The sequence below is a fragment of the Stenotrophomonas sp. 05L413 genome, from assembly GCF_056397945.1.
The window spans coordinates 44,726-59,350 of the sequence record NZ_JBFTOL010000001.1 but is presented as its reverse complement, the minus strand read 5'-3'; the positions used below and the strand labels follow the sequence as shown (position 1 = coordinate 59,350).

General features: G+C 66.5%; 14 protein-coding genes. 8 read left to right on the top strand and 6 right to left on the bottom strand.

Translation table 11 applies throughout. The annotated features are described in order from the left end of the window. Positions 1-10: 10 nt before the first annotated feature. The 6 genes from AC1DIQ_RS00300 to AC1DIQ_RS00275 form a co-directional block, all read right to left on the bottom strand. The gene (locus tag AC1DIQ_RS00300; RefSeq protein ID WP_478049229.1) at positions 11-2,575 is read right to left on the bottom strand and encodes a TonB-dependent receptor plug domain-containing protein; all 2,565 of its coding nucleotides are present in this window, start codon (positions 2,573-2,575) and stop codon (positions 11-13) included. Positions 2,576-2,716: 141 nt separating this feature from the next. Further along, positions 2,717-3,253: a TlpA family protein disulfide reductase gene (locus tag AC1DIQ_RS00295; protein WP_478049228.1), complete on the bottom strand. Its 537-nt coding sequence runs from the start codon at positions 3,251-3,253 to the stop codon at positions 2,717-2,719. Further along, positions 3,250-4,251, bottom strand: coding sequence for a cytochrome-c peroxidase (locus AC1DIQ_RS00290; RefSeq protein ID WP_121037440.1), 1,002 nt, complete (start codon positions 4,249-4,251; stop codon positions 3,250-3,252). The genes AC1DIQ_RS00295 and AC1DIQ_RS00290 overlap by 4 nt, the downstream gene beginning before the upstream one ends. 13 nt (positions 4,252-4,264) lie before the next feature. Beyond that, positions 4,265-4,714, bottom strand: coding sequence for a protein-disulfide reductase DsbD domain-containing protein (locus AC1DIQ_RS00285; RefSeq protein WP_478049227.1), 450 nt, complete (start codon positions 4,712-4,714; stop codon positions 4,265-4,267). Continuing rightward, the gene (locus AC1DIQ_RS00280; protein ID WP_121037434.1) at positions 4,711-5,292 is read right to left on the bottom strand and encodes a YceI family protein; all 582 of its coding nucleotides are present in this window, start codon (positions 5,290-5,292) and stop codon (positions 4,711-4,713) included. The genes AC1DIQ_RS00285 and AC1DIQ_RS00280 overlap by 4 nt, the downstream gene beginning before the upstream one ends. Before the next feature lie 116 nt (positions 5,293-5,408). Beyond that, the gene (locus tag AC1DIQ_RS00275; protein ID WP_478049226.1) at positions 5,409-6,752 is read right to left on the bottom strand and encodes a peroxiredoxin family protein; all 1,344 of its coding nucleotides are present in this window, start codon (positions 6,750-6,752) and stop codon (positions 5,409-5,411) included. Between the two features lie 309 nt (positions 6,753-7,061). On the opposite strand from AC1DIQ_RS00275, the gene AC1DIQ_RS00270 reads away from it, so the two are divergent. The 8 genes from AC1DIQ_RS00270 (at position 7,062) to AC1DIQ_RS00235 (ending at position 14,606) form a co-directional block, all read left to right on the top strand. Continuing rightward, complete coding sequence (locus AC1DIQ_RS00270) at positions 7,062-7,670, top strand: hypothetical protein (RefSeq protein WP_461770014.1); 609 nt, start codon at positions 7,062-7,064, stop codon at positions 7,668-7,670. Positions 7,671-7,785: 115 nt separating this feature from the next. Further along, entirely contained in the window at positions 7,786-8,826 is a 1,041-nt protein-coding gene (locus tag AC1DIQ_RS00265) for a hypothetical protein (protein WP_121037426.1), read from the top strand. A gap of 354 nt (positions 8,827-9,180) precedes the next feature. Beyond that, positions 9,181-10,041 carry an STAS domain-containing protein gene (locus AC1DIQ_RS00260; protein ID WP_121037423.1) on the top strand — a complete coding sequence of 287 codons (861 nt, stop codon included), beginning with the start codon at positions 9,181-9,183 and terminating at the stop codon, positions 10,039-10,041. A gap of 1 nt (position 10,042) precedes the next feature. Next, positions 10,043-10,414 carry an STAS domain-containing protein gene (locus AC1DIQ_RS00255; protein WP_019184175.1) on the top strand — a complete coding sequence of 124 codons (372 nt, stop codon included), beginning with the start codon at positions 10,043-10,045 and terminating at the stop codon, positions 10,412-10,414. After that, positions 10,411-10,812: an anti-sigma regulatory factor gene (locus tag AC1DIQ_RS00250; protein WP_121037420.1), complete on the top strand. Its 402-nt coding sequence runs from the start codon at positions 10,411-10,413 to the stop codon at positions 10,810-10,812. The genes AC1DIQ_RS00255 and AC1DIQ_RS00250 overlap by 4 nt, the downstream gene beginning before the upstream one ends. After that, positions 10,803-11,819, top strand: coding sequence for an ATP-binding protein (locus AC1DIQ_RS00245; protein WP_478049225.1), 1,017 nt, complete (start codon positions 10,803-10,805; stop codon positions 11,817-11,819). The genes AC1DIQ_RS00250 and AC1DIQ_RS00245 overlap by 10 nt, the downstream gene beginning before the upstream one ends. Further along, a complete protein-coding gene (locus tag AC1DIQ_RS00240) occupies positions 11,816-12,676 on the top strand; it encodes a sensor histidine kinase (protein WP_461770012.1) in 861 nt (286 codons plus the stop codon). Before AC1DIQ_RS00245 ends, AC1DIQ_RS00240 begins: the two co-directional genes overlap by 4 nt. Then, entirely contained in the window at positions 12,663-14,606 is a 1,944-nt protein-coding gene (locus AC1DIQ_RS00235; RefSeq protein WP_461770010.1) for a response regulator, read from the top strand. Before AC1DIQ_RS00240 ends, AC1DIQ_RS00235 begins: the two co-directional genes overlap by 14 nt. Positions 14,607-14,625: the final 19 nt, after the last annotated feature.

Below are 14,625 nucleotides of genomic sequence, written 5' to 3'. Positions count from 1 at the left end.
TGCGCGCGGATCAGTCCCAGCGGTAACGGAGGGTGGCTGACCAGAGCCCACCGGAGCCATCGATCGGACCCCCATTGGCGTAGCGGTAGTACTCGTTCGCCGCCAGCAGCGGCTCGGGCAGTTTCGTGACCTTGCGGTCGAACACGTTGTTGGCGTTCAGTGCCACGTCCCAGCCGCCGGGCAGGGTGGCGCCCAGTTGCAGATCGGTGATCCAGAGGCCGCCGATGTCGTAGGCGATCTCGGCCTGGCCCGCATAAGGCCCACTGCTGGCCACCGTGGTCGGCGATCCATAGCGTTGGATGTCCCCGTAGCGGCTCTGGCGCAGGCCGACGCGGTAGCGGCCCAAGCTCCAGTCAAGGCCCAGCACCTGCCGGGACTTCGGCGCCTTGTAAAGCAACTCGTTCTGCGATCCGGTGCTGAACACCGGCACATTGAAGGCGGCCAGCACCGCGGGTGTGGGGGCCAGCCCGGTGATCTCCGCGCGGGTGTGGCTGCTGGCCAGGGTCCAGCGCAGGGCGCCGCCGCGACCAAGATCGAAGCGGCCTTCGAGCGTGGCCTCCACACCTTCGGTGCGCGTATCGGCGGCATTGATGAAGTAGCGCACCCCATCCTGCGCGCCGAGGCCCACCGCGGTGACCAGCGCACCGGAGCCGGGATACAGCCCCTCGCGGAAGGTGGTGGACAGTGCGATGCGGTCATCCACATCGATGCGGTAGGCATCCACGGTCAGCGACGCGCCCGGCCAGGGCTCGGCCACGACGCCCAGGCTGAGGCTGCGCGAGGTTTCCGGGCGCAACGGCTGCGCGCCCAGCGCGATGGCCTGCGGCGAGCCGGCCTGCAGGATGTGGTCGGTGTAGAAATTGCCATTGGAGGTGTTGCGGTACGCCTGCGCAGCCAGCGAAGGGGCCTGGAAGCCGTTGCTGATCGTGCCGCGCAGGGCGAGCCGGGGATGCAGGGCAAAGCGGGTGGACAGGCGACCGGTGGTCTCGCTGCCGAAATCCGAGTAACGCTCGTGCCGGCCCGCCAGGTCCACCCGCCAGCGTGCGCCCAGGTCGGCCGCGACGCCGACGTACACCGCGCCGCTGTTGCGGCTGACATCCACCGCGTCTTCCGGCCGGTAGCCGGGCAGCGCCTGCGAGCCGCCCAGGCCGATGCCCAGCACCGTGCCGGCGTAGGGGCCGTCCAGCACCCGCTGCCCGCCATGGGTGTAGGACTGCACATCGCCCGCGCCGATCCGATAGCGCTCATCGCGGTACTCCGCACCCGCGCTGAGCTCCAGCGGCGCGGCCAGCCACGCGGTCTGCAGCCGGCGGCGCACATCCAGGTTGTGGGTCCAGGCGCTGTAGCGCAGGTCGCCGATATAGAAGTCGGTCTGGCTGTCCAGCCCATAAGTGGGGTTGATGCTGTTGTGCAGGTTGATGTCCATCGCATCGCGCCCGTAGCCGCTGCTGAGGTCCCAATCCCACTCGCCGGCCTGGCCGCGGACGCCCAGCGTCAGCGCGGCATCGTTCTCGTCGATGTGCTCGGTGGGTGCGAAGCCATCCGGATCGATGGCCCGCACCACTTCGTTGCGAAGCGGCTGGCGGAAGTTCTGCGGTGCCCATGCATCGCGCTGGGCGAGCGTCAGCAGCCCGTAGGCCTCTACCGTCGCCGCCAGGGGCAGGCTGGCATTGGCGGTGGCGGTCTTGGTGCGGAACGCGCGGATGCCGCGGTTGCGCCAGGCGTTGTTGTCGCGGGTGGCTTCGCGCGGATCCGGCGTGGCACCGGCGGGCAGCGTCGGGTTGCTGGCCTGGTTGCCACCGGGCCGGATCGCCGTGCCGGCCGCGTTGCGCGGGAAGTAATACAGGAAGGTATCGCGTGCGGGGCTGGTGTAGTCGGTGGCGTGCTGATCATCCAGCTGTGCGGCCAGATGCAGATAGCCGCCATCGCCGATGCCGAAGCCGACATCGGCCTGCACCACGCGCGAACGGCCATCGCCGGCGAAGTAGGTGCCATCGCGGTAGGAGACGTTGCCGCCACGCGCTGCCTTGTTGGTGACGATATTGATCACCCCGGCGATGGCGTCCGAGCCGTAGATCGCCGAGGCGCCATCGCGCAGCACTTCGATGCGCTCGATCGCACCGGTGGGGATCAGGGCGAGATCGGCCGGTGCGGCGCCGCCGAAACCACCGGCGCCCAGCAGTGCGGTGGCGTGGCGGCGTTTGCCATCCACCAGCACCAGCACGTGGCTGGCGTTGAGGCCACGCAGCTGTCCGGCGCGCACCATGCTGTTCAGATCGCCGGTTTCCAGCGGCAGGTTGAAGCTGGGCACGGTGGTGTTGAGCACATCCAGCAGGCTGGTCGCGTTGGCCGCGCGGATGTCTTCGGCCGACAGCACATCGATCGGTGCTGCGCTTTCGCGCACGGTGCGGCCTTGGGCGCGGGTGCCGGTCACGGTGACCGTATCGAGCGTGGCGGTGCTGGTAGCGGTGATGGCACTGGCATCCGTCTCCGGCGCTGCGTGGGCGGCAAGGGGCAGGGAGAGCGCGGAAACGATGGCAAGGGCCAACGGCAGGCGATGGTGCGTGGACAGCATGGAGGATCCCCAGGGAGAAGAAAGGCCGATGCGCAGGGGCATGCGGCGGGCAGGCAACGGCGGTAGCGCCGGATCAGGCGCGGTGAGGCAGCGCACCCGGACAACAGCGTTCGGCCGCGGCGGCGATGCGCCGGGCGTGGATCACGGCGCCCCCCTCGCGGCAGCGGCCCAGCGCTCGAGCTCGGCCGGAAGCAGCGGTCCGTTGTGGACCTGCAGGACCGTACCCTGCGCATCGATCAACACCGAAAAGGGCAGCGTGCCGATGCGGTTGCCGAACGTGGCGGCGCTGCCGGGCGGGCCGTCGCTCTCCACCAGTTGCCGATAGGTGAGCTGAAGCTGGGCGCGCAGGGCGTTGGCAGCCTCGATGTCGTCCAGTGCGATGCCGACCACCTGCACGCCGTTCGGCAGCGGTGCCTGCGCCTGCGAGAAATGCTGCAGGTCCGGCAGCTCCTTCAGGCAGGGCCCGCACCAGCTGGCCCAGTAGTTGAGCAGCACCGGGCGGCCGCGCCATTGCGCCAGCGCCGCCGGGGCGCCGTCCAGATCGGTCCAGTGCAGGGCGGGTGCGGCCTGGCCGGCGGATGCGGGGGGTGTTGGCGGGGCTGCGTGCGATGCCAGGGGCAGCGCGAGCATCAGTACGCTGGCCAGCAGCGCCGGCAGATGCGAAGCAGGAGAGGTCATGGAGGGGAGGCCATCGAAGACGTCGCACGCGACGCGAAGCGGTCATCGGTCAAGGTGTGCAGGAACTGTTCGATATCGTCGATCTCCGCTTCGGTCAGGTGCAGCGGATCGCGCAGCTGTGCATCGCGGCCGATCGAATCGGGGATCACCTTGCCGGGGTCGTCGTAGTACACGATCACCTCGCGCAGGGTCTTGAACATGCCGTTGTGCATGTACGGCGCGGTCAGTGCGACGTTGCGCAGGCCGGGCACCTTGAACTCGCCCTTCTGCGTCGGATCGCCGGTGATGCCGCCGCGGCCCTCGTCATTGAACTCGCGGCCGTTGTAGATGCCGATGTTCTTGAAACGGTCCGAGGTGAAATCCTCGCCGGCGTGGCAGCTCACGCACTGGGCCTTGGTGATGAACAGCAGGCGGCCGCGCTTGGCCGCGTCGCTGATCGCGTCTTCCTGGCCGAGTGCATAACGGTCGTAGGGACTGTCCACGGTATTGAGGGTCTTCTGGTAGGCGCCCAGCGCCCGGCCCAGCGTGCGCGGGCTGGGTGCGGCGTTGTAGGTCGCCTGGAAGCGCGCGACCCACGCCGGGTCTGCAAGCAGCCGGGCCACTGCCTGGTCCACCGGCAGGTCCATTTCCAGCGGGTTGGCGATCGGCGCCAGGGCCTGCTCTTCCAGGGTTTCGCTGCGGCCATCCCAGAAGAAACGGGTGCGCCCGGCACTGTTCATCACGCTGGGGGTGTTGCGGGTGCCCACACGGCCTTCCACGCCCAGGCTGAGCGCACGGTCATCGGCGAATGCGCGGGCAGGCTGGTGGCAGCTGGCGCACGACACCGTGCGGTCGCGCGACAGGATGGGATCGAAGAACAACTGGCGGCCCAGCTGGGCGCGTGGGTTGTCGGAGAGATCGCCGTCGTAGGTCGGGGCATCGGCGGAGAACACCGGCGCCAGTACCGCAACGCCGATCAGCGCGGCCAGCAGGGCAAGGGAGCGGACAGGGCGGGACATGGCGGTGCCGCGCTCAACGCGCGGCGATCTCGTGCTGGACCAGCTCGCACAGCCCGCTCTCCTCGAAGCACACCTGGGCACGCAGGGTGCCGTTCACCGGTCCGGTGCCGGCGGCGACCGGCAGGCGCAGCTGACCGCGTTCGCTGAAGTAGGTATAGCGATACTCGCCGGCGAAACTGCGGCCGTGCCCTTCGCGCGGCGCGACCGAGTGCAGCGGTCCCTGCGCCTGTTCGCCAACGGCCAGGGTCACCCGCGCTGCCCGTGGGCCGATCTGCGGTTGCTCGAAATCCGAGGCATACAGAATCCAGCCGGGTTCGATGCGGGCGTCGATCACCAGCTCACGGGTGCCGTCGGTGCGCGCTTCCAAGCGCGGATCGAGTGCGACCTTCGGGGTATCGGCGGCGGCCGCGCCGAACGGGATGAGCAGCAACGCGGCAACCCACGGGGCAAGGCTGCGACTCACTCCTTCGCCCCCTGGCCCTCGGTGGTGATGCGCAGCTGCACCTCGTCGGCGATGTTGGGCAGGAACCCGGTCAGGCCGAACTCACTGCGGCGGATGACGGCCGTGGCGTTGAAGCCGATCGTGGGCACCTTGCGGCTCGGGTGTTCGCCCACTTTGTTGAGCGTGGCCTCAAGCACGACCGGGCGGGTCACCCCATGCAGCGTCAGCTCACCGGTGATTTTCAGGCGGCCGGTGCCTTGCGACACCACCGAGGTACTGCGGAAGCTGGCCTGCGGGTGCTTGGCCACATCGAACAGCTTGTCGCCCTTGACGATCTCGTCCAGTTTCGGGACGTGGGTGGCCAGCTCGGCCAGTGGCAGCTCCACCTGCACCTGCGACGCAGCGGGCTTGGCCGCATCGTAGATGAGCGTGCCGCTGCTGATCGCCGCGCGGCCGGTCGGGAAGGAGAAACCGTTGTGGTTCCAGGTGAACAGCACATCGGTGTGGGTGGGGTCGAGCTGATAGGTCACCGGCGCGGCGGTCGCCACGGCGGGTGCGCTGGAAAGGGCAAGCAGTGCGAGTATCAGGGGAGTACGCATGTGAAGTTCTCTGGGCAGTGGCGCGCAGTCGCCCGCGGCATCACGAAGAGGCCGTGCCGGGCAGGCAGCGCAGGAGCGGGTGAGCAACGGCCAGACGCGCTGGCCGCTGCAGCGGGTTACGGGGCGACCGCCAGTGATGCGGTCGTCGCCGGGGCGGCGGGAGCAGCGGCGCTGGCCGCGTACGGATCCGGTTCGGCGATCAGTCCGTCAAGCAGGCTGTTGAAGCGGGTCACGTAATCCCGGTGATACTCACCGGTGACCGTGCCGGTGTAGCCGGTATAGATCTCGCGGACCTTGCCGTCGCGGCCGATGATGATCGTGGTCGGGAAGGCGGCCATGTAATTGAGCCCCTTCAGTTTTTCGGTGGCGACTTTCTTGTCGGCGATACCACCGAACACGATGTCGTAACGGATGTCGAAATAATCCTTGAAGGTGGTCAGGGTCTTATGGAAATAATCGAAGTTGTCTTCCTGCTCGAAGGCAACGGCCACCGCTTCCACCCCACGGTGATGGTTCTGCTTGAACCACGGCGCCAGGAAGTAGGTCTGGTCGGTGCAGTTGGGGCACCAGGTGCCGATCACTTCAACAATCACCACCTTGCCGCGGTACTTGTCGTCCTGCAGCGAGACCTGCTTGCCCTGCAGATCGGGGAAGCTGAAATCAATGCGGTCCTGGCCATCCTTGAGGAAGGTGAGCTTGTACGGATCGGGCAGCTCCACCTTGTCGCTCTTCTCGGCCTCGAACTTCACCACGTTGTAGATGCCGCTGCCGAACGCGCCCTGGATGTTGCCGTCTTCATCGATCGTGCCGCGGATCAGCAACGGGCTCGGCCCGCTGAAGCCGGACAGATAGAAGCGGTTGCCCTGTACGGTGCCTTCCAGCTCGCGGGTATCGCCGACGACGGTCATGAACACGCCCGAGAGGCGATTGCCCTCCTGCTTGAGCAGGGCCACCTGGTTGCGCTTGTCCTGGCGGGCGGCCTTGTCGATGGTCTGCACGGCCCACTTGCCGCTGAGGTCCGCTGCCGGCGCCTCGTCCTGGCCTGGCTTGACGAAGCGCCATGCCGCGCCCTGTTCGGCGGTGAAGGCAAGGTTGCGCGCCCCGTTGCGGCTGGGCACCAGGTCCTTGTACTGGCCAACGAGGTGTTTGCCATCCTCGGAGACCTTGCCTTCCAGGACGGCGTCGTAGGTGTTCATCCGCACCGAGAACGTCCCGTCATCGCGCGGGGTGACCTTGAATTTGTCCGTGCGCGTGCCGTTGAGCAGGGTGAAGGTCGCGTCCTGCGCGCGCTTGCCCTTTACTTCGAAATTGAAGGGGATGGGGTCGCCATCGATGGTGAATTCGCCGCGCCAGACGCCTTCGGCAGGAAAGGGTGCCTTGGTCGCCGCCGATGCGGCGAAGGACAGGCTTGAGGCCAGGAACAGGGTCGCGACAACGCGACCGGATAATGCCAGTGTCATGAGAGTGCTTCCAGATAATCCCCTTGGACGCGCCAAGTCGCCGGCGATGCAGCCCCCGTTCCACTGCATCCGCTGAAAGGCCATCCCTGGCCGGTCACGTGCCATCCCTGGCGTAATGGGATTATTGCCACGTGAATGTCGTAAAAGTTCATCGCCGCTTGGTACGCATGTTCATCAGCATATTCACAGGCGCGACGATGGCAGGCTGATAACCGTTTTGATATCAGCGGATTTGCCGCTGTGCACGACATCGAAGACCATGGTGGCCTGAGCTGTTCGGCCGCGGGCCGATAAAGGAGGGAGGTCATCGTGACGCCAAGGGAAGGTATCCAAGTCTCGGTCTACACCCGCTGGCACCAGCTGGCAGTGCCGCTCGCATTCGCGTTGGCGGCGGGCAGTTTCATGTTCATCGTGCTCAATCGCGGCCCGGTGGGCGTCGCCATCCTGGTGGCGATGCTATGCCTGGTGCTGCCGCCGCTGCTGGCCTTCCAGGGGTTCCCGACGCGCAACGAAGTGATGGTCCTGCCCGACGGTTTGATGTTCTCGCGGCGCGATGCGGTGCCCTTCGATGAGCTGTCCAGCTGGGGCACCGATGACTATCTGAAACTGGTGCGGCCGGGCCGGGCGACACTGATGGTGAGTGCGGCCGATCTGCAGAGCCGTGATCGCTTGCTGCGCGAATTCGACCAGGCGCTGGCGACCTGGCAACGCCAGCAGCCAGCGGTCAGCGAGCCGATCCGCCGCACGCACTTCTATGGCTCCGCGCGTGCGGCCGCCATCGGCGCGGTGATCATCGGATTGGGCGCGCTGTGCATGGTGATGGCATTGCGGCTGCGTGAGCCGTCCATCGAACTGGCGGCTGTCGGTGCGCTGGGTGGGCTGGTCGGTGTGATCATGCTGCTCGGTCGGCGGGTCTGATCAGGCCTGGTGTCCACACCGTCTTGTTTTCAGCGTCTCGCATATTTCACGAGCTGAAGCGCAGCCTGCCGATGCGAGCTGCGTCCGCAGCGCATGAAAAGGAGTGCCAGACGCTATGAATACCCGAGGCGATTACGCCCACCCCGAGCCCGTCGCTGCGGCGACCGTGGCCGTGGTCACCCCACCGCCGGTGGTGGATCTTCCGCGCGACAGCGCCGTGTCATGGGGTGCGATCCTGGCCGGTGCGATTGCGGCGGCCGCGCTTTCGTTGATCCTGGTGATTCTCGGCGTGGGCCTGGGCCTGTCGTCAGTCTCGCCGTGGTCGTTTGAAGGCGTGACGGCCGAAACGTTTGGCTGGTCGAGCATTGCCTGGTTGACCTTCACCGCCATCGCAGCCTCCGGTCTGGGTGGCTATCTGGCCGGTCGCCTGCGCACGAAGTGGAGCAACCTACACGGCGATGAAACCTACTTCCGCGATACCGCGCATGGTTTCGTGTCGTGGGCCGTGGCCACGCTGCTGACGGCCGCGCTGCTGACCTCTGCGATCGGCGGCATTCTCGGTGCCGGTGCCAAGGTGGCTGGTGCTACCGCAGGTGCCGCAGCCTCCACTGCGGGTGGTATCGCCGCCGCGGGTGCGGGCTCGGCCGCGATGGGCAGTGACCAGGGGGACGTGCAGTACTGGGTGGATTCGCTGTTCCGCGCCAACCCGACCGCGGCGCAGCCCGCGCCGCCGGCCGGCCCGGCCGATGCAGCGGCACTGTCGGCACCGCCAGTCAATGGCGCACCGCCGCCGCCGCGCCCGATGCCGGGTGCAGACCGTCGCCCGGACAGCCGTGAGGTGCGTACCGAGGTCAACCGCATCATCGTCAACAGCCTCAAGTCCGACACCATGGACCCCGCCGATACGCAGTACCTGGGTCAGCTGGTGGCGGCACAGACGGGCATGAGTCAGGCCGAAGCGCAGGCCCGCGTGACCGATGTGCAGACCCGCCTGCGTGCGGCCCTGGACAACGCCAAGCAGCAGGCCAAGCAGGCGGCGGACGATGCCCGCAAGGCCACCGCTTACGCTGCGCTGTGGCTGTTCATCACGCTGCTCATCGGTGCCTTCATTGCCAGCCTGAGTGCTACCTGGGGCGGCCGTCGCCGCGACCTGTGAACCTGATCATCCCAAGGGAGGAAACACCATGAAGTACATTCTGCTGTGGATGCTCGGCATTCCGATTCCGCTGCTGCTCCTGTTCGCGCTGCTGCGCTGACCGCTCCACCATCAGGCCGCCTTAGGGCGGCCTGATGCGTTATGGCGGGCTGCCCATGGAGGGGCGGTACGCGCACCGCCTATCGCAACAATCTGAATGAGTCAGGGAGGTGCACGGAACCTTCACGCCATCGGCATCTGCCGTCATGCCCAATCTTCCTGAATTCATTTAAGCTTTGAAGATTGCGACCCCCATTCATATCGGTGATGGGTCGCCAGCCCACCCGGTGTATCCCTTCTTTCAGGACCCTTTCCATGGCGGCTTTGCAGCAGCGCACGATCGATCTCATCCGCAGCCATCAGGAGCCCCTGCTGGCCGCATGGGCCGGCAATCTGGCCGGTTCCAGCCAGGCGCAGGACGGCCGGCTGTCGTCCCGCGAGCTGGACAGCCAGGTCCGCGAATTCTGGCGCCTGTTCCTCGATGCGGTGTCGGCCACCGACGTCAGCTCGATCGCACGCGTGGAGTGGCAGGACATCCGCCGCTTCCTGGAAGAACTTTCCCGCGAGCGCGTGCTGAAGGGATTCAACTCGTCGGAGACCGCGAGCTTCATCTTCTCGCTCAAGCGACCGCTGTTCGACGTGATCCAGCAGGGGTATGCCAATGACCCGGCGCAGCTGGGCGACCAGCTGTGGGCGATCTCCGAGCTGATCGATCAGCTGGGGCTGCACACGGTCAGCGTGTTCCAGAAAACCCGCGAAGACGTGATCCAGCGCCAGCAGGAAGAAATGCTCGAGCTGTCCACGCCCGTGGTGAAGCTGTGGGACGGTGTGCTGGCGCTGCCGATGATCGGCACGCTGGATTCGCAGCGCACCCAGGTGGTGATGGAGTCGCTGCTGCAGCGCATCGTGGATACCGGTTCTGAAATCGCCATCATCGATATCACCGGCGTGCCGACCGTGGATACGCTGGTGGCCCAGCATCTGCTGAAGACCGTCACCGCCATCCGCCTGATGGGCGCCGATGCGATCATCAGCGGCGTGCGACCGCAGATCGCCCAGACCATCGTGCACCTCGGGCTGGACCTGCAGGGCATCGTGACCAAGGCCAATCTGGCCGACGCACTGGCGCTGGCGCTCAAGCGCACCGGCCAGACCGTCACCCGGACCGCCCGCTGAAATGGAGCGCATCCCGATCCTGCAGATGGGCGATCTGCTGCTGGTGACGATCCAGGTGGACATGCATGATCAGCTCGCGCTGACGCTGCAGGACGACCTCACCGAGAAGATCCGCAGCACCTCCGCGCGCGGTGTGCTGATCGACATTTCCGCACTGGATATCGTCGATTCGTTCATCGGCCGCATGATCGCCACCATTTCGTCGCTGGCCCGGATCATGGATGCCACCACGGTCGTGGTGGGCATGCAGCCGGCCGTGGCGATCACGCTGGTGGAGCTGGGCCTTACCCTCAGTGGCGTGCGCACCGCGCTCAATGTGGAGCGGGGCATGAAGCTGCTGCAGCGTACCGACGAAGACGAAGCTGCCTCATGAGTGCGTCCAGTGGTTCGCTGCCGATCCGCATCGAGCAGGATGTCGTACTGGCCCGCCAGGCCGCGCGCCAGATCTGCGTGGCCTGCAAGCTGCGTCTGATCGACCAGACCAAGCTGGTCACGGCCGCCAGCGAGCTGGCCCGCAACGCCGTGATCTACGGCGGCGGCGGAACCATGGATTGGGAGGTCGTGGAGAAAGGCCTGCGCAAAGGCGTCCGGCTGGTCTTCGCCGACAACGGGCCCGGCATCCCTGATGTCGCGCAGGCCCTTACCGATGGCTGGTCATCCGGCTCGGGCATGGGCCTGGGGCTGTCCGGTTCGCGCCGCCTGGTGGATGAATTCGAACTGGAGAGTGCGCCGGGGCAGGGCACCCGCATCACGATCACCAAATGGAGCTGAACTTCGCCGGGCAGGTAACGCGGGTCGTGCTGGTCGAAGAAACCTCCCAGGTCGGACAGGCCCGGCGCGAAGCGCTGGCGCTGGCCGATCATGTCGGCCTGGACGAAATGGACGCCGGCCGCGCGGCGTTGGTGGCCACGGAGATGGCGACCAACGTGCTCAAGCATGGGCGCGGCGGACGCATGTATCTGTCCGTGGTCTGTGGCCGCGGCGGCAACGGTGTGGAGCTGTGCACCGTGGACACCGGTCCGGGCTTTTCCCTGGCCGAGTGTCTTCCAGACGGCTACTCGACCGGGGGCACCCAAGGGCTGGGGCTCGGTGCGATCCAGCGCCAGGCCACCGTGCTGGATGCCTGGTCCGATGCCAAGGGCGCGGTGGTGGTGGCGCGGATCTACGCCAGCCGCGCGCCACGCGATATCGATGTGGCCTACGGCGCGCTGCGCATTCCGATGCGGCAAGAGCTGGCGTGCGGCGATGCATGGCATATCCGCGCCGACGGACAGACCGTCGCGGTGACCGTGATCGATGGCCTCGGCCATGGACTGCCCGCCGCCGATGCGTCGCGGGCCGGCGTGGAGGCGGTCGCGCACACGGCCGCGGGCGGCGCAGCGGCGTTGATCGGCGTCCTGCACGCGGGCATGTCCGGCACCCGGGGCGGTGCAGCGGCCGTTGCCTGCGTGGACGTGGCCACCCTGCAGGTGGAGTTTGCCGGTATCGGCAATATCGCCGCGAGCCTGTGCGAGCCCACCGGTTCGCGTGGGTTGGCCTCACACCCGGGTATCGTGGGCGTGCAGTACCGCAAGGCACAACCATTCCATTTTCACGCGGCGGCAGGCACGCTGCTGGTCATGCATAGTGATGGCCTGCAGGCGCGCTGGAGCCTGCGTGACTATCCCGGTCTGCTGCACCGCCACCCGGCATTGATCGTGGCGGTGCTGCAGCGTGATTTCGATCGTGGCCGGGATGACGCCGGCATTGTTGCCCTGCGTCTTGGAGATCTGCATTGAGCGCTTCACCCGATGATCAGGAGCTGCAACGGCTGCGCCTGGAAGCCGATGCGCTGCGCGCTGAGTTGGATGAAACCAATCAGGGGGTGCTCGCCTTGTATGCCGAGCTGGACGAGCAGGCCGAGCAGCTGCGCGAGGTGTCCGAGCTGAAGAGCCGGTTCCTGTCGTACATGAGCCATGAGTTCCGCACGCCACTGGGCTCGATCCTGAGCATGACGCGCCTGTTGGAGGACGGCATGGATGGCCCGCTGACCGAGGAGCAGCGTCGGCAGGTGCGCTTCATCAGCGCCTCGACCAGTGAACTGCGCGAGATGGTGGACGACCTGCTGGATCTGGCCAAGATCGAGGCGGGGCGGATCACCATTTCGCCGGCCTGGTTCGACCTGATGGACCTGTTCTCCGCGCTGCGTGGCATGTTCCGCCCGCTGGTGGAGGGCAATCAGGTGGACCTGGTATTCGAAGACCCGCCGGTCATGCCGCTGCTCTATACCGACGACAAGAAGCTGGCGCAGATCCTGCGCAACTTCATTTCCAACGCATTGAAGTTTACGCCCAATGGCCAGGTGGTGGTATCCACCCGGCTGGAAGGTGAGAACGCCGTGCGCTTCAGCGTGCGTGATACCGGCATCGGTATCCCCGCCGAACTCCAGTCGACCCTGTTCGAGGATTTCGTGCAGGTGGATACACCGCTGCAGAAACGCCTGCGCGGAACCGGCCTTGGTTTGTCTCTGTGCAAGCGATTTGCCGAGCTGCTGGGTGGGCACGTCGGGGTTGAGAGTGACATCGGCAAAGGCTCGGACTTCTATGTCGTACTGCCGCTGACACTGGCCACGGAGGCCACGCATGCCCAGTCCTGATCGCATCCTGGTGGTGGATGACAATGTGGCGACCCGTTACGCGGTGCGCCGCGTACTTGAGCACCACGGGTTCCATGTCGAGGAAGCGGGCACCGGCGGTGAGGGACTCACACGCCTGGCCGAACATGATTTCGGCGCGCTGGTGCTGGATGTGAACCTGCCGGACATGAGCGGCTTCGATGTGGTGCGCCAGCTGCGTGAGGACGCGCGGCTGCAGTTGCTTCCGGTGGTGCACGTCTCGGCCGCATCCATCGCCACCGGTGACATGATCACCGGCCTGAACGCCGGCGCCGATGCCTATCTAATCCATCCGGTCGATCCGGATGTGTTGTTGGCCACGCTGCGCAGCCTGCTTCGCGCCCGCCGGGCCGAAGAGGCGCTGCGCGAGACCGAGGCGCGGTTCCGCGAGATTTTCCGCCATATCAATGCCCCGATCGCGGTACTGGATGCGTCACTGAACGCACACGATGCCAACGATGCGTTCACCCGTCTGCTGGGCCAGCAGGCAGGGCCAGGTCAACTCGATCAGCTGCTGCAGGATCAGGTCGTCCCGCTCAGTGCGTTGAAAGTCGCGCTGGCCGAAGGCGAACGGTGGCAGGGAACCTTCAGCCTTCGGGTCGGCGGTGCCGTGCGCATGACCGAGTGGCGGGTGACCCCGTACCAGGCCGCAGGGCAGGGCCTGGTGCTGATCGAAGACACCACCGAACACCATGCGCGCGCCAACGAGCAGCGCCAGGAACTGGAGAGCGCAACCTCTGAGCTTGCCTTCCAGATCGCCGAGCGCGAGCGCACCGAGATCGAGTTGATGCAGGCGCAGAAGATGGACGCGCTGGGCCAGCTCACCGGCGGCATCGCGCACGATTTCAACAACCTGCTGACCACGATCATCTCCGGGCTGGACATGATCGAGATCGCCGCCTCCAGCGGTAAATGGGACAAGGCTTCGCGCTATGTCGAGATCGCGACGGGCTCGGCACACCGTGCCGCCGCGCTGACCCAGCGCATGCTGGCGTTTGCCCGCAAACAGCCGCTCGATCCGCAGACCTTCGATGTCGTGGCGCGGGTGCGCTCGCTGGAAGACATGCTGCAGCGATCGATCGGTGAGAACATCGAACTCGAGCTGGAACTGGGCGTTGAACCGCTGATCGCGGTCGCCGACCCGAACCAGTTCGAGAACGTGATCCTCAACCTGGTCATCAACGCCCGCGATGCACTGGCGGGCCAGGGGCTGATCCGCATCCGCGCCGGACGTGCCCAGATCGAGCGCGACCATGAGCTTGCGCCTGGCCACTACATCACCGTCACCGTGCTCGACAATGGCGTCGGCATACCCGCGGAGCTGTTGACCAAGGTATTCGAGCCCTTCTTCACCACCAAGCCGCAGGGCGAGGGGACCGGGCTGGGGCTGTCGATGACCTATGGGTTCGCGCGCCAATCCGGCGGCAGTGCGCGCATTGCCAGCGAACGGGGCGAGGGCACCGAGATCGAGCTGCTGCTGCCCGAGGGGCAGCTCCAGTCTGCGGCCCACGACACATTGGCACCCGCACAGCTGACCCGTGGCAGTGCCGAGCGGATTCTGCTGGTGGACGATACCGATTCGGTACGCATGATGGTCCGGGAGATGCTGGTGGAGGCCGGTTATCAGGTCGTTGAGGCCATCAACGCACAGCAGGCCCTGTTGGAACTGCATTCGGACCGCGAGCTGGACCTGCTGCTGTCCGATGTGGGGCTGCCGGGCATGAACGGCCGTGAGCTTGCCGACGCAGCACGGGTATTGCGCCCGCATTTGCCGGTGCTGTTCGTCACCGGTTACACAGAGAGTGCGGCCGTCCGCAATGAGTTCCTGGGGCAGGGCATGTCGTTGCTGCCCAAGCCGTTCAGCGTGAACGAGCTGCTTCGGGGCGTGCGGCAGATGTTCAACCCGGGCTGAGCTGGCGGACCGCCGGCAT